Source organism: Pseudomonas congelans, from assembly GCF_900103225.1.
Classification (GTDB): Bacteria; Pseudomonadota; Gammaproteobacteria; order Pseudomonadales; family Pseudomonadaceae; genus Aquipseudomonas; species Aquipseudomonas congelans.
On the sequence record NZ_FNJH01000006.1, the window covers coordinates 87,097 to 113,806 of the forward strand.

Genomic DNA, 26,710 nt, shown 5'->3' on the forward strand with positions numbered 1-26,710 from the left:
CAGGTGCTTAATTGGCTGGGTGCTTCATGTTGGTGCGGCGCTGTTGTTAAAAGGGGAAGTTAATAGCGAGACGGTTTGTGTGTCTGGGAGAAACAGAGCGAGCTGACGCTCAATCGTGACTGCCCAGGCCCCGCCAGTGCCGTGCGCCGATGAAGATGAAGCGCAGTTGCTGGGTGATCTTGGCCTGAGGTGTCAGGTGCGGAGCGAGTGAGGCGGGAGGTGGATCGATCAGTTCCGGCAGCATCGCAAACACGCTTTTCACCACCAGATCGGCGATGATCGACAGTGCATCGGCATTCAAATGCTGCCATTTGGGCATCTTTGCCAAGTCGGCCGTGAGGTCAGCGCTGATGCCTTCGCGCAGCGCGCCGAGTGCCTGACGCACCTTTAAGGAGCCGCCGTATTGTTCGCGCGCCAGAAACAGGAACTGCGACCGGTTGGCCGCCACGCGTTCGAGGAATATCTTCACCGACGCGCGAATCAGCCCGCCCATAGCAAATTCGTTGTGGCGCACCAGCCGGATAGTCTCGCGAAAGGTCTGGCCGACCTCGCTGACCAGCGCCAGCCCCAACTGGTCCATGTCTTCAAAGTGCCGGTAGAAGCCGGTCGGTACGATGCCTGCCGTGCGCGCCACTTCCCGCAGGCTAAGGCTGCCGAAGCCGCGCCCGCTCTCCATCAGTTGATGGGCAGCATCGAGCAGGGCTCTTCGGGTCTGTTGCTTCTGTTCGGCGCGGGGCAGCATGGCTCAAACGATTCTTGGATTAGGCTGGGTTGCACTTTAGCAAATGCGCTTTACCTGCGTCGAAAGGGTTTTCAGTCGGGCTTCTTGCCGGAATAGAACATGAGTGCTGGCCTTCGACGCATTTTCGTATTCAAATCAAACCCTCGGCGCGTTTGTCAGTCGAACATTCATGTCGTATTCAGCGCGCCAGGGTCGGGGCGCTGTTTTCTGGAGAGTGACGCATGACGCGCAGCCGCAAGATTTTCGCCTGGACAGGTGCCACGTTGTTGGTGGTGCTGGCCATATTGGTCATTGTGATTGTCACTTTCGACTGGAATCGCATCAAACCCACCCTCAATGAGAAAGTCAGCGAAGCGCTGCATCGCCCGTTCGCCATCAATGGTGACCTGGATGTGCGCTGGACGCGCGAGCCCGAACTCGGTGGCTGGCGTGCCTGGGTGCCGTCGCCGCACTTTGTCGCCGATGACCTGAGCCTGGGTAATCCCGAGTGGTCGAAGACCCCGCAGATGGTGATCCTCAAGCATGTCGAATTTCGTCTCTCGCTGCTGCCGCTGCTGGCTCAGCAAGTGGTTATCCCGCGTATCGATCTGACCGGCCCCGAGGCCCGTCTGGAGCGTCTGGCCGATGGTCGCGCCAACTGGGTGTTCGATCTGCCCAAGTCCGATCCGAATGCCGAGCCATCCAAATGGGTGATGGACATCGGCGCGATCAAGTTCGACAAGGGACTGGTGAGCTTCAATGACCAGAGACTCAACGCCAATCTGGACGTAGTGATCGACCTGCTCGGCAAGCCGATTCCGTTCAGTGAAATCGCCGGCAGCAAGGAAGCGAAAAAGGCCCAGGACAAGGGCGCAGTGCCGCAGGACTATGCATTCGGTCTGGCGGTCACCGGCCAGTACCACGGTCAGAAGCTGAGCGGCACCGGCAAGGTCGGCGGTCTGCTCGCGCTCAAGGATTCCAGTCAACCGTTTCCGGTGCAGGCTGACGTGAAGGTCGGTGACACCCATGCGGTGATCGCCGGGACCCTGACCGATCCACAGAACCTGGGCGCGCTGGACCTGCGCCTCAAGCTTTCCGGCGCGAGCCTGAGCAATCTCTACCCGCTCACTGGCGTGACATTGCCGGATTCTCCGGCGTACTCAACCGATGGCCGTCTGATCGCCAAACTGCATGATCCGGCCGGCGCCAACTTCCGTTACGAAGGCTTCAACGGCAAGATCGGCAACAGCGATATCCATGGCGATCTGGGCTTCGTCGCCAGTCAGCCCCGGCCCAAGCTGAGTGGCGTGCTGGTCTCTAACCAGTTGCTGTTCAGTGACCTCGCGCCGCTGATCGGTGCGGACTCCAATGCCGCACAGAAAAAGCGCGGTGGCGAGAGCAAGCAGCCTTCGGGCAAGGTCCTGCCTGTAGAAGAGTTTCAGACTGATCGCTGGCGGGCGATGGATGCCGATGTGGAGTTCACTGGCAAGCGCATCGTGCAGAGCCCGGATCTGCCGTTCACCGACCTCTACACCCATCTGGTTCTCGACGATGGTCAGTTGAGCCTCGAGCCGCTGCGTTTTGGAGTGGCAGGCGGCAAGCTGGACGCGGACATTCGCCTGAACGGGCAAAACAAACCGATGCAGGGCAGGGCCAAGCTGTCGGCGCGTAATTTCAAGCTCAAGCAGCTGTTCCCGACCTTCGAACCGATGAAAACCAGCTTCGGTGAGCTGAATGGCGATGCCGACATCAGCGGGCGCGGCAACTCGGTTGCAGCCTTGCTGGGGACTGCCAACGGCGAAATGAAGATGCTGGTGAACGACGGTGCGATCAGTCGTGGCCTGATGGAAATTGCCGGGCTCAACGTGGGCAACTACGTGGTCGGCAAACTGTTCGGCGACAAGGACGTGAAGATCAATTGCGCAGCCTCTAACTTTGGCATCAAGGACGGGCTGGCGACCAGCAGGCTGTTTGTCTTCGATACCGAGAACGCCATCATCTATATCAACGGCACCGCGAACCTGAAGACCGAGCAACTGGACCTGCAGATCAACCCTGAATCCAAAGGCTTCCGCGTGTTCTCGCTGCGTTCGCCGCTGTACGTCAACGGTCCGTTCGCCAAGCCCAACGCAGGCGTACAGTCCGGCCCGCTGTTGCTGCGCGGAGCCGGCATGGTGTTGCTGGGTGCAACCGTAGGTCCAGTTGCCGGTTTGCTCGCGCTGGTCGCCACTGGCGACAGCGAGCCGAATCAGTGTGGTCCGCTGCTGGAGCAGATGCGCACCGGCAAGGCGCCCAAAACGGTGAAGTGATGCTCAATCTCTCATGCCAGCGCTCCGCGTTGGCATGCGTTTTGTGACGCTCGCGTCACACGTGTGCGCCCCGGCGCAGACTCGGGCGGACGTAGAGCGTGCAGAAAATGCATTCCCACGCTGGAGCGTGCGGAACGATGTTCACACGTCAGGCCTGAGAAAATATCCCCCACAAAAAAGCCAGGACACAGGTCCTGGCTTTTCATTTGCTGCCGCGCGTTACAGATCGTTCAGAATGTCTGCCATGTCATCGGCGTGCTCTTCTTCCTGAGCAAGGATTTCTTCGAAGATGCGGCGGGTAGTCGGATCACTGTCGCCGAGGTATTGAATGATCTCGCGATAGCTGTCGACGGCGATGCGCTCGGCAACCAGATCTTCGTAGACCATTTCCTTCAGCGTGTTGCCAGCCACGTACTGCGCGTGGGAGTTCTTGGACAGGGTGTCCGGGTTGAACTCCGGCTCGCCGCCCAGTTGCACGATACGCTCGGCCAGTTTGTCAGCGTGCTGCGCTTCCTGCTCTGCGTGTTCCAGAAACTCGGCTGCCGCGACGCTCGCTTTCAGGCCCGACGCCATGTAGTAGTGGCGCTTGTAGCGCAGCACACAGACCAGCTCGGTAGCCAGCGATTCGTTGAGCAGGCGCAGGACCGTTTCGCGGTCAGCGCTGTAACCTTGAGTCACAGCACCATCCTCAACGTTCTGGCGTGCGCGCTGGCGCAGAGTGTTTACATCGGAAAGCTGTGATTGCGGTGCAGAATTCATCATTTATCTCCAGGACTCATCAGGTTTTGCTGTCTCGCTCTATAGGTGGCCCGGCAGGATCAGCAAAGATTGTGAGTGCCGAAGGAGGCAAAAAGTTTTATCGGATTTTCCCTGGTTCCGACGGTTGTGACTGAATGTAAAAATATAAGAAACGAGTACCGAGCCCCGCGGTCCCAACCTTGAGACCCAAATAAATCGTGGAGATACACAATGCTCAAGTTCCTGGGAAGCACCGTCGGCATCATCTTTCTGATCGGCCTGGTCGTGGTTATCGCCCTGTTCAAGCTGGTTTTCTAAAAAGCATTCAACAAAAAGCCCGAGGCATTTATGCCTCGGGCTTTTTGTTTGTGCCTGTCTTTTGATTACATCGCTTTTTCGTTCTTCTCGCGTTGTTCGCAAGTCATGAAACCCTTGTTGGTCACACGGCCGTCGCTGTTGAAGCTGACGTGGTAAACCTGTTTGTGGCCGTCCTTGTTCATGACGTAGTTGTTGCAAGTGCCTGGGTTGACCTGGCGCTCGATGGTGCTCGAAGGCTCACCGCCGATAGTCAGGACCTGCTGGCGCGTCATGCCGTTCTCGACCTGCTTGACCAGCGGCTCGTTGCGATAAGTGACGTAGTCCACCGGGTTCTGCACGGTTGTGTTGCTGCAGCCAGCCATCGTCGCCAATACAAAGGTCGCCGCGAAGAGTTTTTTGTACATCGTTATTGCTCCACATGTCAGAGCCGGTTTTGGCCCGGTATGCCTTGGAGCAGGGGAGAGGCTCAAGAGTTCGAAAAAAAGATGGCGATGAGGCAGTACTTTGCATCCACTCTGATGCCGTTGCTGAATCCCATGAACGCCATGACGATCGGGCATGAAAAGCGCCCTGAATATTCCTCGCACGTTCCCGAAAGGCCGAGGTCAATCTGATGGCATGGTTGAGCGTTTTGCTCAGCCTTGGGCTCGGTCATCGGTTGTCGGACCGTAGTTCGTTAATCAGCCGCTCCTCAGTGACGGCCAGGAAGATGCGATGAGCGATAAAGAACTGTATGAGATCGAGTACACCCTGCTCGGCGAGCACCACGTAGACGTTATCGAGAATCTTGACGTGCCCATCATCGAAGTGGTGCACGAGCTGGCGCTCAAGCATCACGTAGAACTGGACGAGCTTCCAATGGGTGAAACCGGGCTGCCTCTTGCCGCCGGTATCACCGATGTGTCGATTCACAGCCTGGAGGGCAGCGAAGGCAGCGCGACTGCCTAATCCGCCCTGGACCGCAGCGGCGTCGTCCAGCGCTCCGCGAGGATGACGCCGCACAGCGTCAGCGCTCCGCCGAACAGGTGATAGAGCGCCAGTTGCTCGCCCAGTGTCGCCGCGGCAATCAATGCCGTGGCGATGGGCATCAGGTTGAAGAACAGTGTTGTGCGGCTGGGGCCCAGGCGCATGATCGAGGTCATCCACAACCACGGCGCGAGCATCGACGTCGGAATTGCTGCATACAGCACCATCGGGATGTTGCTTGTATTCAGGCCGGTTTTCGCCGACAGCATGAACGGCGGCAGCAATACGATAATCGCCAGCAGGATCTGTACGTAAAGCAACTGCAGGGGCGGCAAACGCAACTGCCACTTCTTCAGCAACGTGCTGTAAACCGCATACGATGCGGCTGCCACCAGCACCATCGCATCGCCCCGATTGACGCCCTGCTCGATCAGGCCGGCCGGATTGCCCGCCGAGACCACCACGATCACCCCTGCAAATGACAGCACCGCCCCGAGCAGCGCACCGGAGGTCAGGCGAGTGCCGAGGCAGGCTATCGATAGCCCCAGCGCCATCATCGGCACCATCGACTGAATGATCCCCATGTTGGTGGCGGTTGTCAGGCTGGCCGCGAAATACGCCAGGCTCTGATACAGCGCGGTGCCAAGCACGGCCAGAATGAAAATCTTGCCGAGTACCGGTTTGATCGCCGCGCGGTTCGCCCACACAGGTCCGAGCATGAACGGTGTGAACAGCAAACCGGCCAGCGCCCAGCGATAAAAGCCTATTTCAGCCGGAAAGATCACCCCGGCAGACGCCTTGGTGACGGCTGTGTTGATCGCCCAGATAAGGACGGTAATCAGCGGGAAAGCGTATTGCATGAGGGGATCATCGTTAAAGCGAGGCGTAATTATCCGCCTGTTTGTCGAGAATGCCAGCGGCGATGCTCTGTGTTCCGTCATAGACCGCAGACGCTGACTACACTGAATCTCAGCCTGTGCCGCCCGGCGCAGCGGATCTGGAGAGTGGATCGATGAAGAAGCTCGGTATTCCTGTGTTGCTGTTTGGCTTGATGTTGTCTGCCCAGGGCTTTGCTGCGACCGCGCAGCAGAACAAAATGACCGCCTGCAATGCCGACGCCAGCGCGAAGTCGCTGAAGGGCGATGAGCGCAAGACGTTCATGAGCACTTGCCTGAAAGCGGCACCACCGCCGGCGGCCACCCAGCAGGAGAAGATGAAAACCTGCAACGCTACCGCCAGCACTCAGGCGCTCAAAGGGGACGCTCGCAAGAGTTTCATGAGTGATTGTCTCAAGAAGAAATAATTTTTCAGTCGGTATCTTTGCTGCAGGCAAGAGGCGCGGGTGCAGTAAACACTGCACTTTCGCGCCGTTCTCGAGCCGATCATCGGGCAGATGATTGCGGCTTGTTTTTTCCGGCTTTCGGATCACTGGTTCTGGACTGAGAAGGCTGGCAGACTGCCCACCTTCCTTGTGTTGCCCGTTGAGGGTCTATGCCAACGTTTTCTGCGCGTCAGGTGTTAATAGCCAGCTGGATTCTTGTATTTGGCGGTCTGTTATTGGTGTTGCCATTCAAGTTGTTGCCCAGCCTGTTGGCCGGACTGTTGGTCTTCGAACTGGTCAACATGTTGACCCCCAAGCTGCAACGTCTGATCTCCGGCGAACGGGCCCGCTGGCTGGCTGTGGCGCTGCTGGGCACGCTGGTGGTCAGCCTGCTGACGCTGATTTTTGCCGGGGCCATCAGTTTTGTGCTGCACGAAGCCGAAAACCCGGGCGCCTCGCTCGACAAGTTCATGACCCTGGTCGACCGCGCGCGTGGTCAGTTGCCACCGTTCATCGATGCCTATCTGCCTGCCAGTGCCGCGGAGTTTCAGGTTTCGCTCGGGCAGTGGCTGCAGAAGCATGTGGGGGAGTTGCAATTGATCGGCAAGGGGGCCGCGCACATGTTCGTCACCATGCTGATCGGCATGGTGCTGGGCGCGATCATTGCCTTGCAGCGTATCTCCGACGTGCATGCGCGCAAGCCGCTGGCTGCCGCACTGTTTGATCGTCTGTACCTGGTCAGCCGGGCGTTTCGCAACATTGTTTTCGCCCAAATCAAGATTTCCCTGCTCAACACGGCATTTACCTCGGTGTTTCTGGCCATCGTGCTGCCGCTGTGCGGGATCCACCTGCCGCTGACCAAGACCCTGATCATCATGACCTTCCTGCTCGGCCTGTTGCCGGTGGTGGGTAACCTGATGTCCAACACGTTGATCTTCATCGTCGGCATGTCCATCTCGATCTGGGTCGCGCTGGCTGCGCTGGGCTACCTGATCGTGATCCACAAGGTCGAGTACTTCCTCAATGCGCGCATCGTGGGCGGACAGATCAATGCCAAGTCATGGGAGTTGCTGTTGGCAATGCTGCTTTTCGAAGCCGCATTCGGCCTGCCGGGCGTCGTCGCAGGGCCGATTTACTACGCGTACCTGAAAAGCGAGTTGCAGAAGGAAGGCTTGGTCTAGGGCGCTTGCGTAGATAGGCGTCCGAAAGAACGCCTATCGTGACAGCGCTCCGCGTTGGCATGCAGTTCCGGACGCTCTGCGTCCGCTCTTGAGTCTGCGGTGCGGCCGGAATCTGTGACGCGGAGCGTCACGAAAGGCATTCCCACGCCGGAGCGTGCGGAACGATAGACACCTGATTATCGTGCCAGCGCTCCGCGTTGGCATGCAGTTCCGGACGTTCTGCGTCCGCTCTTGAGTCTGCGGTGCTGCCGGAATCTGTGACGCAGAGCGTCACGAACGGCATTCCCACGCTGGAGCGTGAGGAACGATAGCTCTATAACTATCGTGCCACCGCTCCGCGTCACATGACTAGCCGTAACGTTTCTTCGCTTCGATGGCCAGGCCGCTGCCGATGCTGCCGAAGATGTTGCCTTCAACGTGGCGCGCCTTGGGCAGCATGTCCGAGACGCTGTTGCGCAGGGCAGGGATGCCGCTTGAGCCGCCGGTGAAGAACACCGTGCTGACCTGTTCGACACTCACTCCCGCATCGTTCAGCAAATTCGTAACGCTGTTGCGCACCCGCTCAAGCTGGGCGTCGATGGCTGCTTCGAACATCACCCGGCTCAGATCCACGCTCAGTCCGGCTTCCACTCGATCCATGAGCAGGTGACGGCTGTCGGCTTGGGTCAGCTGGATCTTGGTTTCTTCCACTTCCATGGCCAGCCAATGCCCGGCGCGCTGTTCGATCAGCTTGAACAGGCGATCGATGCCGCCGGTGTCTTCGATGTCGTAGCGCATGCTGCCCAGGGCCAGTTGCGACTTTTGCGAGTACACCGCGTTGATGGTGTGCCAGGTCGCCAGGTTCATGTGGTGGCTGGTCGGCATGTACGCACCGCTTTTCATGCGGCTGCCATAACCGAACAGCGGCATCACGCCTTGCAGGCTCAACTGCTTGTCGAAGTCGGTCCCGCCGATGTGTACGCCACCGGTGGCGAGGATGTCCTGCTGGCGATCATCGTGCTGGCGTCGCTCGGGCGACAGGCGCACCAGCGAAAAGTCCGAAGTACCACCGCCAATGTCGACAATCAGTACCAGTTCCTCGTCCTGAATGGTGGACTCGTAATCGAAGGCCGCAGCGATAGGCTCGAACTGGAACGACACGTCCTTGAAGCCGATCTTGCGGGCCACCTCAGCCAGCGTGTCTTCGGCTTCCTGATCGGCCTGGGCGTCGTCATCGACAAAATGCACCGGACGGCCCAGGACGACTTGCTCGAATTCGCGTCCGGCCGTTTGCTCCGCTCGCTTTTTCAGTTCGCCGATAAACAGGGCCAGCAAATCCTTGAACGGCATCGCCGTGCCCAGCACGCTGGTGTCATGTTTGATCAGCTTTGAGCCCAGCAGGCTCTTGAGCGAGCGCATCAGGCGGCCTTCGTAGCCTTCCAGATACTCGTGAAGCGCCAGGCGGCCATACACCGGGCGGCGTTCTTCCATGTTGAAGAACACCACCGAAGGCAGGGTAATCTTGTCGTCCTCCAGCGCGATCAACGATTCCATGCCGGGTCGTTGCCAGCCGACAGTGGAGTTGGACGTGCCGAAATCGATACCGCAGGCACGGGCCGGGGATTGGTCATTCATGTCTTTTACGTTCCAGTCAAAAAACGGCCGCGCAGTTTATGTCAGCGCGGGCAAATTGCGTAGCGCGACACGTCGCTTATATTTACCTGGCTGTATTTGCGGCCAAGGCTTGAACTGGGGCCCGTTACCCCCAATCTTGAAGGGATTCTCGGTAGACCCTGTTGTCGGACATTATGTTGTCGAGCTATCGACCCGCCGGCAAAGGCAGCTGGTCTATCTGTATATTTTTCGACGTTAGGTAATCCAGATGCCTCGTGACAGAGGGAGCTGGGCGCGTGACGCCAGCGTATCTGGCTTTGCCGGATAATTCGGATGGGTGATCGTTACATGGATTTCAAAGACTACTACAAGATACTTGACGTAGAGCCGACTGCGGACGACAAGGCGATCAAGACCGCCTATCGCAAACTCGCGCGCAAGTATCACCCGGACGTCAGCAAGGAAGCAGGCGCCGAAGACAAGTTCAAGGAAGCGTCCGAAGCGTATGAGGTACTCAGCAGCCCTGAGAAGCGCGCCGAGTATGACGAACTGCGCAAATACGGTCGTCAGGGCCGTCCGTTCCAGACCCCGCCGGGCTGGCAAAGCCGTGCAGGCGCCGGAGCGGGCGGGTTCGAGGAAACGGCAGACTTCTCGGAGTTTTTTAGCTCCATTTTCGGTGGCCGGCCACAGCAGGGCGGGCGTACCCGCAACCCTGGGCGTACCGGGCAGGACGTGGAGATGGAACTGGCGGTGTTCCTCGAAGAGACCCTCTCGGGGGAATCCAAGCAGGTCAGCTTCAAGGTGCCGCAGCACAGCCCCAACGGGCAGCGCATGAGCGATATCACCAAGACGCTGAACGTGAAGATTCCGGCGGGCGTCGTCGATGGCGAGCGCATTCGTCTCAAGGGGCAGGGCGCGCCGGGTGTGGGCGGCGGTGCCAATGGCGATCTGTACCTGATCATTCGCCTGGCCCCGCACCCGCTGTTCGAGGTCGAAGGCCATGATCTGGTCATCACCGTTCCACTGGCGCCCTGGGAAGCCGTGCTGGGCACCAAGGTCGCTGTGCCGACGCTGACCAGCAGGATCAACCTGACCATCCGCCCGGACAGTCAGAACGGGCAGCGTCTGCGGATCAAGGGTAATGGCTTGATGAACAAGAGTGGCGAACGCGGCGATCTTTACGCGCAGTTGAAAGTCGTCGTGCCCAAGCACACCGACGAGGCTACCCGGGCGCTCTGGCAGAAACTGGCAGACAGTTCGTCGTTCGACCCTCGCGCGCAATGGAAGGGCTGAGCGGAGCAGTCTTCCGGTCCTGTCTTTTCTGCCTGAGCTGATGCGGCCCCCGCATCAGCAGGCAGTCAGCCCCGGTCAGTTTTTCGGCAGCACCACATTGAAGGTCGTGCCCTCGCCAATGGTCGAGGTCACAGTGATGCTGCCGCCGTGGGCGTTGACTACTTCCTTGACGATGAACAGGCCAAGACCCAGGCTGGTCGACGTGCCGCGTGTTTCATTGTTTTCCTCGGTGCTGCGTACCAGCGGATCGAAGATCGTCCCGATAGCGTCTTCGGCAATCGGTTTGCCTTCATTGTGTACCACCAATATCACGGCTTTCTCGGCACCCGTGACAGTCACCGTTATCTCGTGACTGGCCGCGCCATGCTGCAGGGCGTTGCCGATCAGGTTCTGTAACATCTGGCTGATCCGCCCGGCGTCCCAGTGACCCTTTGTGTTGCCTTCTATGTTCAGCACCGGAACAGAGTCCGGTCGCCCGGCGCAGGCCTCCTCGATGGCCTCGCGGCAGGCGCTGGCCAGGTCCATGTATTTGCGCTCCACCGGCAGCCCGGCGCCCAGCCGACTGCGCACGAACTCCAGCAGATCGCTGACCATCGAGCCCATATGACGGGTGCTGGTCTGGATACGTGAAACATAGGACTGGGTCTTTTCGTCCAGCGGTATTTTGCGTGACAGCAACTCGGTGGACATGCTGACGGCCTGCAGCGGCGCGCGCAGGTCGTGACCGAGAATGGCGAGAAAGATATCCCGTGAGCGGCCAACCCGCTCCGCATAGGCAGCGGTGGACTCGGCAAGCGCCTCGTCGATGGCTTCGTTGAAGCGAATCACGTCCTGAAAATCGGCCAGTTGCGGCGCCGCCAGGCTTTCTACCCAGAGGCGGATGACGCTGGCGCGCAGATGGCGAAACTCGGACGTCATCTGCACCAGATCAAAGCCGACCTCATGGCGCAACTCGCCGTGGCTGCTGGCTGCTTCGTCCAGGCTTGGCGTCTTGTTCAGCTCCTCGCCCCTGGCCTTGGCAATCTCCTCGCTTTTGCTCTGCGCGGTCTTCATGTCCCGTGCAGCGGCGAGCAAGATCGACTTGGCATGATCCCGCAACTCGGCCTTGGTCATCGTTTCTGCCGCAGGTTTCAGGGTTCTGGCGAACTCTTCCCATTCATCGACAATGCGATCCACATGAATAACGATGAATTCGGAAAGGCGCATGGCCGGTTACCTTTGGAGGAGCGTGACGAAAGAATGGGCGCATATTACCTCCTTTGCATGACGCGACAAACAGGGCGTTTACTGTCATGTTTGTCATTAGACGCCGTTTTTTGGGGGGCTGTGCTCGATTGGCGATCAATTGAATGGGAGTCCTGAACACCAGTGTCATGACCGTGACCGAGTCAGCCGTCCCGAAAGAGGTGCTGGAGGCCGGCCACCACAGGCTTGTGGTGGTGGAGTTCTAGACTGAAGGAAAGGTTGATAAGCAAGGAGAGGAAATGCCAGCGCCAGAATGGATACGATTTTCGAGGGGCTGGAAACGGACTACGCCTGCTCCAGGCCGGGCTATCGACAATCTCGCGGCTGAAACACTCAAGGGCCTTCGCAAACCGAAAGCCCTTTGTGTGGTTTCAAAACAGAAAGTACCGCTGCGCCATCGGCAGCACATCCGCAGGTTCGCACCACAGCAATACTCCGTCGGCCTTGACCTGATAGGTCTGTGGGTCGACTTCGATGTCCGGCAGGTAATCGTTGTGGATCAGGTCTTTCTTCTGCACGGTGCGGCAGCCTTTGACGACGCCGATCTGCTTCTTCAGGCCCAGTGACTGCGGTACACCGGCGTCGAACGCCGCCTGGCTGATGAACGTCAGGCTGGTGGCGTGCAGCGAGCTGCCGTAGCTGGCGAACATCGGACGGTAATGAACCGGTTGCGGGGTCGGGATCGAAGCGTTGGCGTCGCCCATCAGGCTGGCAGCGATGGCCCCACCCTTGAGGATCAGGGTCGGTTTGACGCCGAAGAACGCTGGCCGCCACAGCACCAGATCCGCCCACTTGCCGACTTCGATCGAGCCCACTTCATGGCTGATGCCGTGGGTGATCGCCGGGTTGATGGTGTATTTGGCGATGTAACGCTTGGCGCGGAAGTTGTCGTTGCCCGGGCCATCCTGCGGCAGTGGGCCACGCTGTTTCTTCATCTTGTCGGCGGTTTGCCAGGTGCGCATGATCACTTCGCCGACCCGGCCCATGGCCTGGCTGTCGGAACTGAGCATGGAAAAGGCGCCCAGGTCGTGAAGGATATCTTCGGCGGCGATGGTCTCGCGGCGGATGCGGCTTTCCGCGAAGGCCACGTCTTCGGCGATGCTCGGGTCCAGGTGATGGCAGACCATGAGCATGTCCAGATGCTCGTCGATGGTGTTACGGGTGAACGGGCGCGTCGGGTTGGTCGAACTCGGCAGCACGTTCGGCGAACCACAGGCCTTGATGATGTCCGGCGCATGACCGCCACCGGCACCTTCGGTGTGGTAAGTGTGAATCGTGCGGTTCTTGAACGCGGCCAGGGTGGTCTCGACAAAACCTGACTCATTGAGCGTATCGGTGTGGATCGCGACCTGCACGTCGTATTCGTCGGCAACGCTCAGGCAGTTGTCGATGGCCGCAGGCGTGGTGCCCCAATCTTCGTGCAACTTCAGACCGATGGCGCCAGCCTTGACCTGCTCGATCAGCGGGCCGGGCAGACTGACGTTGCCCTTGCCGGTAAAACCGATGTTCATCGGGAACGAGTCCGAGGCCTGGAGCATGCGCGCCATGTGCCAAGGGCCGGGTGTGACTGTGGTGGCGTTGGTGCCCGTGGCCGGACCGGTGCCGCCGCCGATCATCGTCGTCACGCCGCTCATCAGGGCCTCTTCGATCTGCTGTGGGCAGATGAAGTGGATGTGCGTGTCGACGCCGCCGGCGGTGAGGATCATGCCTTCGCCGGCGATGACCTCGGTGGCTGCGCCGACTGCGATGGTCACGTCCGGCTGGATATCCGGGTTGCCCGCCTTGCCAATGGCCGCGATACGCCCGTTCTTGATGCCGACGTCTGCCTTGACGATGCCCCAGTGATCGATGATCAGGGCATTGGTGATCAGCGTGTCGACCACGTCAGCGGCCAGCAGCTGGCCCTGGCCCATGCCGTCACGAATGACCTTGCCGCCGCCGAACTTCACTTCTTCGCCATAGGTGGTGAAGTCCTTCTCGACCTCGATCCATAGCTCGGTATCGGCCAGGCGAACCTTGTCGCCGACGGTGGGGCCGAACATGTCTGCGTAGGCTTGTCGGCTTATCTTCATCTCTCGTACCTCGGATTCAGAGCGGCAAGCTGCAGGCCGCAAACTGTAAGTTTTTCAAAGCGACCAGAGGCGAGCTGCAAGTCGTTAGTCGTCAAAGCTTTTGATCCTCGTGCAGGGTGCCCATCGTAGTCCGAACGCCCTGTTTCTGGAGGCTGTACCGGCCTCTTCGCGAGCAAGCTCGCTCCTACGGCCTCTGGCCAGAATCAAAAGCAGACGCGTGTATAACTCTGAGCGCGGAGCGTAGGAACGATCTTCAAAAAGCCTTCAATCCAGATCGCCCATTACCCGACCGGCAAACCCGTAAACCTTGCGCAAGCCGGCCAGGTCCACCAGCTCGACTTCGCGGGACTGGCCCGGTTCGAAGCGCACGGCGGTGCCGGCCGGAATGTTCAGGCGCATGCCCCGGCTGGCAGCTCGGTCGAAGGTCAGCGCGTCGTTGGTTTCGAAAAAGTGGAAATGCGAACCCACCTGAATCGGCCGGTCGCCGCTGTTGGCGACGGTCAGGCTGAGGGTGCGGCGTCCGGCGTTGAGTTCGATGTCGCCGGGCTGGATCTGGTATTGACCAGGGATCATGTCGGTTGCCCCAAGGTTTTGAAATAAATGGCGGTCGGCCGATAGCGACCGTCCGGTGTGGCGCAATAATCCGGCAGCTCACCGACACGGTGGTAGGCCAGCGCGCTGTAGAAGGCTTCAGCCGTCGAACCTGCTTCGGTGTCCAGATGCAGCAGCCCACGCTTGAGTTTCACGGCCGCCAGCTCCACGGCCTCCATCAATTGCCTGCCCAGGCCACGCCCGCGAGCCGCAGGCAGCACCATCAGTTTCTGCACTTCGGCGCGGTTCAGGCCATTGGGCTTCTGGCACAGCGACAGTTGCGCACTGGCCAGGACGTTCTCGTTCTCGACCACCACCCACAGCAGCAGAGTGCCAGCGGCGACGTCGACTCTGAGCCCGTCGCACCAGCCGTAGGCCTGCGCCATGTCGAGGTCGGCCATGAAACCGACCGACGCGCCATCATGAACCGTATCGAACAGCAGTTGCGCCAGACCCTGGCGGTAGTGTGCGAAGCTTTCGGCGGTGACGCGACGCAGCTGTGCTGGGTTCATGGCGTGCTCTCTAAAGGGCGGAGGGGGTTTGCGAAGCCGGTGGCTGAGCACCGGGCGACAGGTCGAGCTGCATGAACGTCAGGTCCAGCCAGCGGCCGAACTTGGTGCCGACCTGCGGCATTTGCCCGGTGGTCTTGAAACCCAGGCGGTCATGCAGGGCGATGGAGGCAGCGTTACCGCTTTCGATGGCCGCGACCATCATGTGCTTTTCACAGTCGCGGGCGCGCTCGATCAAGGCGGCCATCAGGCGCGGGCCCAGGCGTTTGCCGCGCTGGTCGGCGCGCACGTAGACCGAATGCTCGACCGTATGGCGAAAGCCTTCGAACGGCCGCCAGTCGCCAAACGACGAATAGCCGAGCACTTCGCCTGCGCTGTCGACCGCGACCAGAATCGGATAACCCTGACTCTGGCGAGCTGCGTACCAGGCCTGGCGGTTGGCCAGATCAACCGGCTGCTCGTTCCAGATAGCCGTGGTGTTCAGCACTGCATCGTTGTAGATGTCCAGAATGCCCGGCAGGTCGTCCGGCCCGGCATCGCGAATCACGTCCTGCATGATCACTCCTTCAGGCAATCGGCTGATGCACGGTGACGAGTTTGGTGCCGTCCGGAAAGGTCGCTTCCACCTGGATCTCCGGGATCATTTCCGCGATGCCTTCCATGACCTGATCGCGGCTCAGCAGGGTCGTGCCGTAGTGCATGAGCTCGGCGACGGTCTGTCCGTCACGCGCACCTTCGAGCAGCGCCGCAGAGATGTAGGCCATGGCTTCCGGGTAATTGAGCTTCACGCCGCGCGCCAGACGCCGTTCGGCGACCAGTCCGGCGGTGAAGATCAGCAGCTTGTCTTTTTCGCGTGGTGTCAGGTCCATGTGGCTTCCGTTTGTTCAGGTAGATGTCTTTCCCGCGCTTGAGCCGGGAATGCCGCCGCGCATGTCGTGCGTCCAGCCATCATGTATTCCAGATCCTCGGCGTGACGGCTTCCTTGCCCAGCAATACCGGGCGCAGTCGTTGCCACAGCGCGATCAGCCAGGCCCGGGCGTGCAACGCTTCGTCTGCCAGACAGCGAGCGACCAGCAGACCGGGCAATTGAGTCAGGTCGCCACGTACCGGGTTGGGCATCGACAGCGAACGGCAGGCCTCGAGTAGCTCGCTGCCTACATCGCCGGTCATCAGCAGGGTGGCGAACACTGTTCTCCCGTCCAAGCCAATGGGCGAGTCGAGCAGCCCGTCGCCACCGATAATGCGTTGTCGCTCATGCCAGAGCAATGTGCCGTCGCGACGGATATCCAGATGCGATTGAAAATGCCCGTGCTCGAACCGCTCGCCACTGGCCGGGCGGCCCAGCGCCACTACGTCCCAGTAGCACAGCTTCGCATCACCATGCAGCTCTATGCGCGTGCTCAGTTCTGCCTGGGCATTGCTGAAGACGATGGTTTCCTGCGGCAGCCATTCCAGTGTCGCACCGGGCTGGACGTGCAGTTCCAGTTGCTGAAAGGCCGGGCTGGCGGCGCGATACCATTTGGCCGCGCCGGGGCTGGTCAACTGTGCCCAGGCATTGGCTCCGACGGTGGCCGAGATATCCAGCCGGTCACCCCCGGCGATGCCGCCCGGTGGATGAACGATGATGTGCTGGCACACCTCCGGGCCTTCGGCGTACAGATGCTTTTGCACCCGCAGCGGTCCTTTGTGGCGCCGCAGTGTCGGGCGTGTGCTGTCATCGAAACGGCCGTAACCCAATTCCAGCTCGGCGTGCCAGCTGGGGGTGAAGAGGGCGGTGTTGGCAGGCAGGTTCATGATGTCTTCATTGGCTTGTCGAGTGCTGCACGATAACGGATTGACGCATCAAATGGTCACCAGACCTCGAACGCCGTCGCTCTCCATGTTCTCGCCACGGCCCTGCTGGACGATCTCGCCTCGCGACATCACCAGGTACTGGTCGGCCAGTTCCGCGGCAAAGTCGTAGAACTGTTCGACCAGCAGAATCGCCATGTCGCCCCGCTCGGCGAGCTTTTTGATGACTGCGCCGATTTCCTTGATCACCGAGGGCTGAATACCTTCGGTGGGCTCGTCGAGAATCAGCAGGCGTGGACGGCTTGCCAGTGCCCGGCCTATGGCCAGTTGTTGCTGCTGACCACCGGACAGATCGCCGCCGCGACGGTGCTTCATTTGCAGTAGCACCGGGAACAACTCGTAGATGAAGGCCGGCACTTCCTTGGCCTCGGAGCCCGGAAAGCGGGACAGGCCCATGAGCAGATTTTCCTCGACCGTCAGCCGGCCGAATATTTCCCGACCCTGCGGCACGTAAGCAATCCCGGCATGTACCCGCTGATGCGTCTTTAACTGGGTGATGGTCTTGCCCTCCCACTGCACCGAACCTTCCTTCGATGGCAGCAGGCCCATCAGCACGCGCAAGAGCGTGGTCTTGCCCACGCCGTTGCGGCCCAGCAGGCAGGTGACTTCACCGACCTTCACATCAAACGACAGACCGCGAAGAATGTGGCTGCCACCGTAATACTGATGAAGCTTTTCGACCTGGAGCATGGTTGCTGTTCTCGTCTGTTGCAGCGTAACCGCAGTGTTGCGAAGCGGGCGTCTGGACCGGCGTTCCCGCGCAGCGCGCCGGAACGATCAGTTCGTCACGTCAGCGGCCCAAATACACTTCGATCACGCGTTCGTCGGCCTGTACATCGTTCAGCGAGCCTTCTGCCAGCACGCTGCCCTGGTGCAGCACGGTGACATGGTCGGCAATCGAGCCGACAAACCCCATGTCGTGCTCAACCACCATCAGCGAATGCTTGCCGGCCAGGCCCTTGAACAGCTCGGCGGTGAATTCGGTTTCGGCATCGGTCATGCCCGCCACGGGCTCGTCGAGCAGCAGTAATTGCGGGTCCTGAACCAGCAGCATGCCGATCTCCAGAAACTGCTTCTGGCCGTGGGACAACAAGCCCGCAGGGCGGTGCATCGAGCTGGTCAGGCGGATCGTTTCCAGCACCTCACTGATCCGGTCCTGTTGTTCGCCGCTCAACCGCGCGCGCAAACTGGCCCACACCGATTTGTCGGTCTTCTGTGCCAGCTCAAGGTTTTCGAACACACTCAAGGCCTCGAACACCGTGGGCTTCTGGAACTTGCGGCCGATGCCGGCCTGGGCGATCTGCACTTCGGTCATCTTCGTCAGGTCCAGCGTTTCACCGAACCAGGCCTTGCCGTGGCTGGGCCGGGTCTTGCCAGTGATGACGTCCATCAGCGTGGTCTTGCCCGCGCCGTTGGGGCCGATGATGCAGCGCAGTTCGCCTACGCCGATGTACAGATTCAGATCGTTCAGGGCCTTGAAGCCGTCGAAGCTGACGCTGATGTCTTCCAGCGTCAGGATCGTGCCGTGGCGAGTATTGAGGCCTTTGCCAGCGCTTTTGCCGAATCCCACTGCGTCGCGGCTGGTGCCCGCGTCGGAGTTCGGGGCCAGAATCGGCTCAAGCATGAAAGACGGGGTCGGAGTGGTTTTCATTGCTCGCTCCTTTTCTTCAGCATGCCGATCACGCCCTTGGGCAGATACAGCGTGACGATGATGAACAGCGCGCCGAGAAAGAACAGCCAGTATTCCGGGAAGGCCATGGTGAACCAGCTCTTCATGCCGTTCACCAGACCTGCGCCCAGCAGCGGCCCGATCAGCGTGCCGCGGCCACCCAGGGCTACCCACACAGCGGCTTCAATGGAGTTGGTCGGCGACATTTCGCTGGGGTTGATAATGCCGACCTGCGGCACATACAAGGCGCCAGCCAGACCGCACAGCACGGCGCTCAGGACCCAGACGAACAGCTTGAAACCGCGCGGATCGTAACCGCAGAACATCAGGCGGTTTTCCGCATCGCGCAGCGCGGTCAGCACGCGGCCGAACTTGCTCTGTGCCAGGCGCCAGCCGATGTACAGACTGGCCACCAGCAATGCGACCGTCGCCAGAAACAGCGCGGCTCTGGTCCCTTGGGCACTGATGCTGAAGCCCAGAATGCTGCGGAAGTTGGTGAACCCGTTGTTGCCGCCAAAGCCGGTCTCGTTGCGAAAGAACAGCAGCATGCCGGCGAAGGTCAGCGCCTGGGTCATGATGGAAAAGTACACGCCCTTGATTCGCGAGCGGAAGGCGAAGAAGCCGAATACCAGCGCCAGCAGTCCCGGTGCCAATACCACCAGGCACATCGCCCAGAGGAAGTTGTCGGTGCCCGCCCAGTACCACGGCAGCTCGGTCCACGACAGGAAGGTCATGAAGGCCGGCAGACCATCGCCCGCGGCCTGGCGCATCAGGTACATGCCCATGGCATAACCGCCCAGGGCGAAGAACAGGCCGTGGCCCAGCGACAGCAGCCCGGCGTAGCCCCAGACCAGGTCCAGCGCCAGCGCGACGATGGCATAGCAGAGGATCTTGCCCACCAGGGTCAGGGTGTAGGCCGAGACCTGGAAGCTGTTGTCGGCAGGCAGCAACGACAGCAGCGGCAGTGCCAGCAGCACCGCCAGTATTACGGAGCCTGCGGTCAGCGTGCCTCTGGGCCCGACTTTTTGCGCGGCAGTTACTATCAATGGCTGGCTCATCAGTCGATCACCCGTCCTTTCAATGCGAAGAGGCCTTGCGGACGTTTCTGGATAAACAGAATGATCAGCGCCAGGATCAGGATCTTGCCCAATACAGCGCCGATTTGCGGTTCGAGAATCTTGTTGGCGATGCCCAGCCCGAAGGCTGCCATCACGCTACCGGCCAGTTGCCCGACACCGCCGAGCACGACCACCAGGAACGAATCGATGATGTAGCTTTGGCCCAGATCAGGGCCCACGTTGCCGATCTGGCTCAGGGCAACCCCCCCCAGACCTGCGATACCTGACCCCAGACCGAAGGCCATCATGTCGATGCGCCCGGTCGGTACGCCGCAGCAGGCGGCCATGTTGCGGTTCTGAGTGACGGCGCGCACGTTCAGGCCCAGGCGGGTCTTGTTCAGCAGCAGCCAGGTCAGCACCACCACGAACAGCGCGAACGCGATGATCACGATGCGGTTGTAAGGCAGCACCAGATTAGGCAGCACCTGGATGCCGCCAGACAGCCATTGCGGGTTGGCGACTTCTACGTTCTGCGCGCCGAAAGCCAGACGTACGGCCTGAATCAGCATCAGGCTGATGCCCCAGGTGGCGAGCAGGGTTTCCAGTGGGCGGCCGTACAGGTGACGAATGACCGTACGTTCCAGGGCCATGCCGATCGCGGCGGTGACGAAGAACGCCACCGGCAACGCGATCAGCGGGTAGTACTCGATGGCCCCTGGTGCGTAGCGCTGCAGCATCAGTTGCACGACGTAGGTGGAGTAGGCCCCCAGCATCAGCATCTCGCCGTGGGCCATATTGATCACGCCCAGCAGGCCGAAGGTGATCGCCAGCCCCAGCGCCGCCAGCAGCAGGATCGAGCCCAGTGACATGCCGCTGAACGCCTGGCCGAGGATTTCACCGATCATCAGCTTGCGCTTGACCTGTGCCAGGCTGGTTTCAGCCGCCACGCGTACCGAGGCGTCGGTTTCCACGCCGGGTGCCAGCAATGATTCAAGACGGGTACGCGCCAGCGGGTCACCGGTTTCGCCCAACAGGCGCACGGCAGCCAGACGCACTGTCGGGCTGGTGTCGACCATTTGCAGGTTGGCCAGTGCCAGGGTCAGCGCGCTTTTGACGCTGGAATCGGTTTCGCTGGCCACGCGTTCGGTCAGCAACTCCAGTTGTGCAGGGCGCGCGCTTTTTTGCAATTGCAGGGCGGCGGCCATGCGCAGTCGTGTGTCGGCTGCCAGCAGTTGATGGCTGGCCAGCGCCGTTTCAACCAGGCCGCGCAGCCGGTTGTTCAAGCGCAATTTACGCGGTTCATCAGGCGTTGGTGCATCGGCGGCGGCAGGGGCCTGTGCATCGACGGCTACGTATTGATCGTTGTTTTCGATCCAGGCGCGCTTGCTGCTGTCGGCACCCACACGGCCATCGCGCAAGGCTTCGAGCAGCTCGACGCGTTCCGGTGCAGGCCTGGCTGCCCAGGCCTCCAGCAGCTCTGCCTGTTGCGAAGAACTGGCTGCGACAAAGTCACTGGCATCGCCGGCCTGGGCAGCGAAAGGCAGCAGCAGGCTGATGGCGAGGATCAAACGGTAAAAATAAGAAGGCATATCAATATGGCCTTGATTCAGTATGGCGTCGTCTACTTTTGAGACGGTCCTTCACGCCCTTCGCAAAGCGTCACATGCGGGGGCTGTTTTTGATTCTGGCCGAAGGCCGTAGGAGCGAACTTGTTCGCGAAAGGGCCGGTACATTCTCCGAAAATGTATCGTTCGAACTACCGTCTTCGCGAACAAGTTCGCTCCTACGCCCTGTGGGCAGAAGCTTTGAAGCCCCGGATCTCGCGGGCTTCAGGACCTGTATATGACGCTTGGCGCCGAGCGTGGGAACGATCAGCAGTCGGCTTTTATCCTTCAGTTGCTCTTCGCCGGGGCGTCCGGCTTCTTGTCGTTGCCAGGGATGTACGGGCTCCATGGCTGGGCGCGGATCGGCTCTTTGGTCTGCCACACGACGTTGAATTGCCCGTCGTCCTGGATTTCGCCGATCATCACTGGCTTGTGCAAGTGGTGATTGGTCTTGTCCATGGTCAGAGTAAAGCCCGACGGCGCTGCGAAGGTCTGGCCGGCCATGGCTTCACGGACCTTGTCCACGTCGGTGGATTTGGCTTTCTCGACCGCCTGCGCCCACATGTGAATGCCGACATACGTGGCTTCCATCGGGTCGTTGGTCACGGCCTTGTCAGCGCCTGGCAGGTTTTTCTTTTTGGCGTAGGCCGTCCAGTCAGCCACGAACTTCTTGTTGACCGGGTTTTCCACCGACTGGAAGTAGTTCCAGGCGGCCAGGTGGCCGACCAGTGGCTTGGTGTCGATGCCGCGCAATTCTTCTTCGCCTACCGAGAAGGCCACAACCGGTACGTCGGTAGCGTTCAGGCCCTGGTTGGCCAGTTCCTTGTAGAACGGCACGTTGGAGTCGCCGTTGACGGTGGAGATAACGGCCGTTTTGCCACCGGCGGAGAACTTCTTGATGTTGGCCACGATGGTTTGATAATCGGAGTGACCGAACGGGGTGTAGACCTCTTCGATATCGGTATCTTTCACGCCTTTGGAATGCAGGAACGCGCGCAGAATCTTGTTGGTGGTGCGCGGGTAGACATAATCGGTGCCGAGCAGGAAGAAGCGTTTGGCCGAGCCGCCATCTTCACTCATGACATATTCGACGGCAGGGATGGCCTGCTGGTTAGGCGCGGCGCCGGTGTAGAAAACATTGGGCGACATCTCTTCGCCTTCGTACTGCACCGGATAGAACAGCAGGCCGTTGAGTTCTTCGAAGACCGGCAGCACCGATTTGCGCGACACCGATGTCCAGCAGCCGAATACCACGGCGACCTTGTCCTGGGTCAGCAACTGACGGCCTTTTTCCGCGAACAGCGGCCAGTTGGATGCAGGGTCGACGACGACCGGCTCCAGCATCTTGCCGTTGACGCCGCCTTTGGCGTTGATTTCGTCGATGGTCATCAAGGCCATGTCCTTGAGCGACGTCTCGGAGATGGCCATGGTGCCGGACAACGAATGCAGAATGCCGACCTTGATGGTCTCGGCAGCCTGAACGGTCCAGGTCAGTCCCATGGCGGCGATCGATGCGGACAGGGTAAAGGCTTTGATCAGGCTGCGACGCTTCATTGACTGGCTCCCTTAGTACATTGTTTGAGGTTTGGCGGCGGTACATTTCGTTGCGCTTTCAAGCTTTAGCAAGGTCTGGGCCAATATAGGAACGTCGCAAAATGGAACGAATGTGTCGCGGTTTGGGGAGGGTGTGCACCAAGGTGGAACCCGGCTTTGCCCCGCGGGCGCTCCGGGCTCTGCAATGGTGCAAGGCTGCTTCGCAGGAGCGCCGGCCAGTTACGGCCGGCTTCCCGGATCAGCCGGGTGCGGGTTTCAGACCCAGAGTTCCTGTTCTCCGGTATAGAGATCGTAGGTCTGATCAACCAGTTGTTCCGGCGCATCGAACCAGGCAAACAGCTGTCCGTTGACCCGCTTGGTCGCACCCAGTTGCACGTATGTCCCCGGCGCAATGGCCACGTGATCACCAAGAAAGCCGGTGAACATGTTCTTTTTGGGCACCGCCGGTGCAAAGATGAAGAACACCGGGTGGTTTTCGGTATTGGCGTTGCGACTCACGAACCCGTCCTGGCTCCATCTGGAGGCGTTGGCTCGCGACACCGATGCAGACTGCACGCCATTGTCGGTAAATACCGAACCCACTTCGCGCTCAAGGCACGCCACCCCGTCGCTGGATACATAGGTGGCGCGAAATGCGGTGCCTTCCCACGCATTAAGCTTATGGAACTGACGCAGGAACTTGCGTGTCGTGGCGTTGCGCACGCCGCTTCGCAGTAGTGGATTGATCTCCGTTGAACCGCCTTCCACGTAGGTGGTGATTTCGGAAAATTTTTCTGCGTTGGACGTCTCGGCCAGCGCCAGGTAGTCGGTCTCGAAACTCAAGCGTTCGGTGCTACTGGCTTCCTCCAGGGAGGCTGGCCAGAGAGTGGTCAGGCTGGTCAGCCGCGCCTCGGCACTGCGGATTGCCGATTGACTCATGCGCGGGATCTGTTTGCCCACGATTTTCCAGACGCCGGTTGTGCTGCGAAGAGCAAACTCCTGCCCGTGCACCAGTTGCGTTGTATCCATCGGGTTTACCCGATAAAGGCGTGAGTGACCGAACACGTTGGCCCGCCGGCTTATGAAGCAGGTCTGGCCTTCTACCTCAATGGCGACGAAGCGTTTGGGGTCCATGGCAGCGATCAATTTCGAGTCTGCGAAACGCGGCGCCTTTGAATGCGACAGGAGGTAGCCGATCTGTGCCTGACCATCGCGACCGACTCTGCGTACGAGGTGCGGACGTCTCACCGTTTTTGCGGCGCTTCCTGCCGGCTTCAAGGCCAGCGCCAAGTGGCCGACCAAGGCAATGGCAAGATAGCTGAGGGCGCTCAGAAACTCCTCGGCGGCGCCTTCCAGGTCGTTTTCATCGATTTTCGAAAAAGCGCTCCAGGTTTTGTAAAGTCCAGCGCCCAGCGAGACAGGCATCATGATCGGGCCAGGCAGAAACAGAATCGCAATGCTCGCGATCAGATCGAATCCCCGACCCGATTGCCCTGTACCGGTGGTCAGGCTCATCTGCCGTTTGGCTTCGTTGATCAGATGGTTGATCTTGGTCTCATGATTTTCCTCGTAAATGTCTTTGCTCTGGCTGACAAACACGACCGGGCGCAGCAGCCTTGACGGGATCGGTAGCAGCGTCAGTTGGGTGAATACTTCGGGCAGACGCCAATGCTTCGCTTCCTTTTCGTACTGCATGGCATGCAGCGTCTCAAGACGCCTGGAAACCGGTATTTGCTGAATCAGATACTGCTGGAAGGGTGCCTCTTCCAGAAAGCTGGTGGTCAGGTGATACATGCTGTTGAACCAGCGGAAAACGACACCGTCGGCAGCATCCAGCGTGCACAGCACCAACGGCCCCTTCTCGAATGTTCCGGCTGGAGCAATCAGCATCACGTTGGTCATCTTGAATTGGTTGACGCTGAAAAAACGGACTTCAATGGCTTGCTCGTTTATGGTTCGCCGTCCTTGAAGTCCTGGCGAATCCAGCACAGCCTTGATCCACTCGCGTCCGGGGTGTGCAAAAGCCTGTTGTTCGATCTCCAGCAGCGCCATCTTCATCTGAGCTCGCAACATGGCTTTTTCTGACCGCTTGAGCTGCTGTGCATACGCCGAGGTTTTCAGGTGCAGGTCAAGGTAATCACTGAGGTATCGGGGATCTTCCAGCGTGGCAATCAGCTCCGTTACGGCCTGCTTGTCCAAGTGCGCAAGGGAGACGCCTTCAGCGTCGACAGCGCGTAGAAGCACGGCATCCTTGGCCTTGGTGTGCAGGGCTTGGGTATGTGCCAGTTGCCTGAGCGAAACGTTCTCGGTCCTGGTTTCTGGCAATACAGGCGCGCCGGGAATATCGAGCACTTCGATGCCCGTCCTGTAGGTCAGTGAAATATTGATCTGTTGCGCTGTTGCAGCGATGGATAGCCGGTTCAGCAGTTGAGCCAGTTGCTGGTCGATAAAGCGCGTCGGATAGGTGCGGCTGTCATTTTCCGCCTGGCCGAAGTGCTCCTTGCTGGCTTTGCGCATGTTCACCACCTGCTCGCCAAACCGCTGTGCCTGGCGATGCCATGCCTGACGCTGCGTCAGCGTCATGGTTTTCCACCAATCGGGCATCTGGTTTTGCACCAGATCGCTGTCGAACCCGTCGAGTCGCCAGTGGTTGTCGAAGTAGATCCTGGGTTTCAGCAAATTCGCTATCGTTTTCTCGAAACAGACCGCGTCCATCTTCTGAGAGCGGGCCAGCTGTACAGTCTTAGCGAAGACCGACTGCTGCGCGACAACCTGCCGGGCAAGCAGCAGGCTGAGAAAATTGCCGTCCATCAGGGTGTATTGCCATTGCAAGACAGGGGTGGGGTTGGTGGGGCTTGCCTGCCCGGCGGTGACGCCGTCGCCCAAACGTCCTCGGTACTCGGGTTCAGTCACTCGCTGAACAAGCGCGTCGTTCAACTGTTGCAATGAGGCAAATGCTTCCAGCCCGTCATGGGGCGTAAACAGCAGGACATCTTCCAGCTCTTCCAGCTCTGGCTGGACCGGCGCATCACGAAGACGCCGGGCAATGGCAAACGCGCCGTAAAGTGACAGCGGGGGGCCGTCGCCGTCTTGTGCCGACAGGCTGTAAACACTGTGCGCCTGTAAGTCTGCGAGACCCTCGGTCGCATTTGTGGCACAGGGCTCAAGGGCGGCCGAAAGCAGGCTGTAGTGCCCGGTCGTCATCTTTCCCAAGGCGATCAGCACTGCACATTCGGATGTCAGGCACTCGATCTGCTCTGCGACAAACCGGCTGCTCCGGGTTTCGCCATCAAGCGTCGCAGTGCTCCAGTAGTCTGCAAGATTTCGTATGTAGCACTGCTCCAGTTGCTCGCTGACCTGGGTAAAGAACGTTACGGTCGCTGCCCGCCCCAGCGGCTGAATGGCTGGTGGCTTGACGTCAGGTTGTTGTGTGTCAGGCGTTGGGGAGGGCGTGTCAAGAGGCGGGTGTAGAGCGACTACATCATTGTCGATCCATTGCAAATGGCCGGTGAAGTATTCGATCAGGCCAGGGATCAGTGGAACCCTGTGTATGTTGCTCCCGTGATCGAATTCGACCTCGCCGTCTCGGTAGGTCAGCCAGGTCGTTTCGACATCCAGCTTGGGTTTGAGGGGGTGAAGCAGTGTACGGGCCAGTTCTTGGGTCGTCTTGCTGAAGTCGGGTGGATAGGTATCGCTGGTGAGCGAGGCGTTTAGAGCCTGGGTTGATGCGGTGAGCGGTAAGGTCATGGTGCCGATTCGTCTGCATGATGGATGATCCGCTCGAGGCGTATGCCGGGCGGTTCATTTCATATAGTCAGGCTTGAAGGCACGCGGGTATCAGCCAGCGCAGTTCGAGGACTGCAGCATCGGCTGCCTGACCGGTAGGAAGTATCGGAAACGCGCGAGATTGAGCTAAGGGCGAGGCCTGAAACCGGGTATGAGGAGGAATTCATCACAACGCCACTCAGTGGTTTCAGGCCCCGCAGGGAGCAATCTAAGCTGTTGCCGCTGTTTTGGCAAAGCGCGAAAGCACTATTCGATCAAGCGCCCGGATAATCAGCATCGGACGTGGGTGCCAGGCGTGTCGCCGCGACAGTATCGCTGAAGGCATCAGCTCCCGGTTCTGCCCGTGAAAACT

The 26,710-nt window shown here is 59.8% G+C and carries 24 protein-coding genes; 6 read left to right on the forward strand and 18 right to left on the reverse strand.

The genetic code is table 11. The annotated features are described in order from the left end of the window. Positions 1-109: 109 nt before the first annotated feature. Complete coding sequence (locus BLR20_RS19525) at positions 110-742, reverse strand: TetR family transcriptional regulator (RefSeq protein WP_002555418.1); 633 nt, start codon at positions 740-742, stop codon at positions 110-112. Positions 743-963: 221 nt separating this feature from the next. On the opposite strand from BLR20_RS19525, the gene BLR20_RS19530 reads away from it, so the two are divergent. Beyond that, the gene (locus BLR20_RS19530; RefSeq protein WP_054993295.1) at positions 964-3,030 is read left to right on the forward strand and encodes an AsmA family protein; all 2,067 of its coding nucleotides are present in this window, start codon (positions 964-966) and stop codon (positions 3,028-3,030) included. 219 nt (positions 3,031-3,249) lie between these two features. Here BLR20_RS19530 and BLR20_RS19535 read toward each other — a convergent pair whose 3' ends face one another. Further along, the gene (locus BLR20_RS19535; RefSeq protein WP_003317037.1) at positions 3,250-3,789 is read right to left on the reverse strand and encodes a ferritin-like domain-containing protein; all 540 of its coding nucleotides are present in this window, start codon (positions 3,787-3,789) and stop codon (positions 3,250-3,252) included. Positions 3,790-3,999: 210 nt separating this feature from the next. Between BLR20_RS19535 and BLR20_RS28625 the strand changes: the two genes are divergently transcribed. Next, positions 4,000-4,086 carry a small membrane protein YohP gene (locus tag BLR20_RS28625; RefSeq protein WP_441344152.1) on the forward strand — a complete coding sequence of 29 codons (87 nt, stop codon included), beginning with the start codon at positions 4,000-4,002 and terminating at the stop codon, positions 4,084-4,086. 65 nt (positions 4,087-4,151) lie between these two features. Here BLR20_RS28625 and osmE read toward each other — a convergent pair whose 3' ends face one another. Further along, on the reverse strand, positions 4,152-4,490 hold the full coding sequence (gene osmE, locus BLR20_RS19545) for an osmotically-inducible lipoprotein OsmE (protein ID WP_010436526.1): 339 nt from the start codon (positions 4,488-4,490) through the stop codon (positions 4,152-4,154). Positions 4,491-4,800: 310 nt separating this feature from the next. Here osmE and BLR20_RS19555 point away from each other — a divergent pair, with 310 nt between their 5' ends. Beyond that, complete coding sequence (locus BLR20_RS19555; protein WP_010436529.1) at positions 4,801-5,034, forward strand: hypothetical protein; 234 nt, start codon at positions 4,801-4,803, stop codon at positions 5,032-5,034. Here the strand turns inward: BLR20_RS19555 and BLR20_RS19560 are convergent. Continuing rightward, the gene (locus tag BLR20_RS19560) at positions 5,031-5,912 is read right to left on the reverse strand and encodes a DMT family transporter (protein ID WP_010436532.1); all 882 of its coding nucleotides are present in this window, start codon (positions 5,910-5,912) and stop codon (positions 5,031-5,033) included. The genes BLR20_RS19555 and BLR20_RS19560 overlap by 4 nt on opposite strands. Before the next feature lie 152 nt (positions 5,913-6,064). Between BLR20_RS19560 and BLR20_RS19565 the strand changes: the two genes are divergently transcribed. Continuing rightward, complete coding sequence (locus tag BLR20_RS19565; RefSeq protein ID WP_032615645.1) at positions 6,065-6,355, forward strand: PsiF family protein; 291 nt, start codon at positions 6,065-6,067, stop codon at positions 6,353-6,355. A gap of 188 nt (positions 6,356-6,543) precedes the next feature. After that, complete coding sequence (locus BLR20_RS19570; RefSeq protein ID WP_003368896.1) at positions 6,544-7,554, forward strand: AI-2E family transporter; 1,011 nt, start codon at positions 6,544-6,546, stop codon at positions 7,552-7,554. A gap of 348 nt (positions 7,555-7,902) precedes the next feature. Here BLR20_RS19570 and BLR20_RS19580 read toward each other — a convergent pair whose 3' ends face one another. Continuing rightward, positions 7,903-9,168 carry an Hsp70 family protein gene (locus tag BLR20_RS19580; RefSeq protein ID WP_054993293.1) on the reverse strand — a complete coding sequence of 422 codons (1,266 nt, stop codon included), beginning with the start codon at positions 9,166-9,168 and terminating at the stop codon, positions 7,903-7,905. A gap of 327 nt (positions 9,169-9,495) precedes the next feature. Between BLR20_RS19580 and cbpA the strand changes: the two genes are divergently transcribed. Next, positions 9,496-10,440 (forward strand): curved DNA-binding protein, encoded by a 945-nt coding sequence (cbpA, locus tag BLR20_RS19585; protein WP_003317031.1) that lies wholly within the window; start codon positions 9,496-9,498, stop codon positions 10,438-10,440. 75 nt (positions 10,441-10,515) lie between these two features. On the opposite strand, the gene BLR20_RS19590 is transcribed toward cbpA, so the two are convergent. The 13 genes from BLR20_RS19590 to BLR20_RS19650 all read right to left on the reverse strand — a co-directional run bounded on the left by BLR20_RS19590 (position 10,516) and on the right by BLR20_RS19650 (position 26,319). Then, the gene (locus BLR20_RS19590) at positions 10,516-11,646 is read right to left on the reverse strand and encodes a sensor histidine kinase (RefSeq protein WP_010436545.1); all 1,131 of its coding nucleotides are present in this window, start codon (positions 11,644-11,646) and stop codon (positions 10,516-10,518) included. A 410-nt stretch (positions 11,647-12,056) separates the two neighbouring features. Beyond that, positions 12,057-13,757: an urease subunit alpha gene (gene ureC / locus BLR20_RS19595; protein WP_010436552.1), complete on the reverse strand. Its 1,701-nt coding sequence runs from the start codon at positions 13,755-13,757 to the stop codon at positions 12,057-12,059. Between the two features lie 264 nt (positions 13,758-14,021). Next, positions 14,022-14,330: an urease subunit beta gene (locus BLR20_RS19600; protein ID WP_002555403.1), complete on the reverse strand. Its 309-nt coding sequence runs from the start codon at positions 14,328-14,330 to the stop codon at positions 14,022-14,024. After that, positions 14,327-14,860, reverse strand: a complete 534-nt coding sequence (locus BLR20_RS19605; RefSeq protein ID WP_010436555.1) for a GNAT family N-acetyltransferase — start codon at positions 14,858-14,860, stop codon at positions 14,327-14,329. The genes BLR20_RS19600 and BLR20_RS19605 overlap by 4 nt, the downstream gene beginning before the upstream one ends. Before the next feature lie 10 nt (positions 14,861-14,870). After that, positions 14,871-15,413 (reverse strand): GNAT family N-acetyltransferase, encoded by a 543-nt coding sequence (locus tag BLR20_RS19610; RefSeq protein ID WP_010436559.1) that lies wholly within the window; start codon positions 15,411-15,413, stop codon positions 14,871-14,873. Between the two features lie 10 nt (positions 15,414-15,423). Next, entirely contained in the window at positions 15,424-15,726 is a 303-nt protein-coding gene (gene ureA, locus BLR20_RS19615) for an urease subunit gamma (protein ID WP_003317023.1), read from the reverse strand. Between the two features lie 79 nt (positions 15,727-15,805). Continuing rightward, the gene (locus tag BLR20_RS19620; RefSeq protein WP_010436570.1) at positions 15,806-16,651 is read right to left on the reverse strand and encodes an urease accessory protein UreD; all 846 of its coding nucleotides are present in this window, start codon (positions 16,649-16,651) and stop codon (positions 15,806-15,808) included. 48 nt (positions 16,652-16,699) lie between these two features. Then, the gene (urtE, locus tag BLR20_RS19625; RefSeq protein ID WP_010436573.1) at positions 16,700-17,398 is read right to left on the reverse strand and encodes an urea ABC transporter ATP-binding subunit UrtE; all 699 of its coding nucleotides are present in this window, start codon (positions 17,396-17,398) and stop codon (positions 16,700-16,702) included. A 100-nt stretch (positions 17,399-17,498) separates the two neighbouring features. Then, positions 17,499-18,359: an urea ABC transporter ATP-binding protein UrtD gene (gene urtD, locus BLR20_RS19630; protein WP_010436576.1), complete on the reverse strand. Its 861-nt coding sequence runs from the start codon at positions 18,357-18,359 to the stop codon at positions 17,499-17,501. Further along, the gene (urtC, locus tag BLR20_RS19635) at positions 18,356-19,435 is read right to left on the reverse strand and encodes an urea ABC transporter permease subunit UrtC (RefSeq protein ID WP_010436579.1); all 1,080 of its coding nucleotides are present in this window, start codon (positions 19,433-19,435) and stop codon (positions 18,356-18,358) included. The genes urtD and urtC overlap by 4 nt, the downstream gene beginning before the upstream one ends. Then, positions 19,435-21,024, reverse strand: a complete 1,590-nt coding sequence (gene urtB / locus BLR20_RS19640; RefSeq protein WP_032615639.1) for an urea ABC transporter permease subunit UrtB — start codon at positions 21,022-21,024, stop codon at positions 19,435-19,437. Before urtB ends, urtC begins: the two co-directional genes overlap by 1 nt. Before the next feature lie 303 nt (positions 21,025-21,327). After that, positions 21,328-22,593: an urea ABC transporter substrate-binding protein gene (urtA, locus tag BLR20_RS19645; RefSeq protein WP_032615637.1), complete on the reverse strand. Its 1,266-nt coding sequence runs from the start codon at positions 22,591-22,593 to the stop codon at positions 21,328-21,330. Positions 22,594-22,848: 255 nt separating this feature from the next. Continuing rightward, positions 22,849-26,319: a dermonecrotic toxin domain-containing protein gene (locus BLR20_RS19650; RefSeq protein WP_054993291.1), complete on the reverse strand. Its 3,471-nt coding sequence runs from the start codon at positions 26,317-26,319 to the stop codon at positions 22,849-22,851. Between the last annotated feature and the right edge of the window lie 391 nt (positions 26,320-26,710).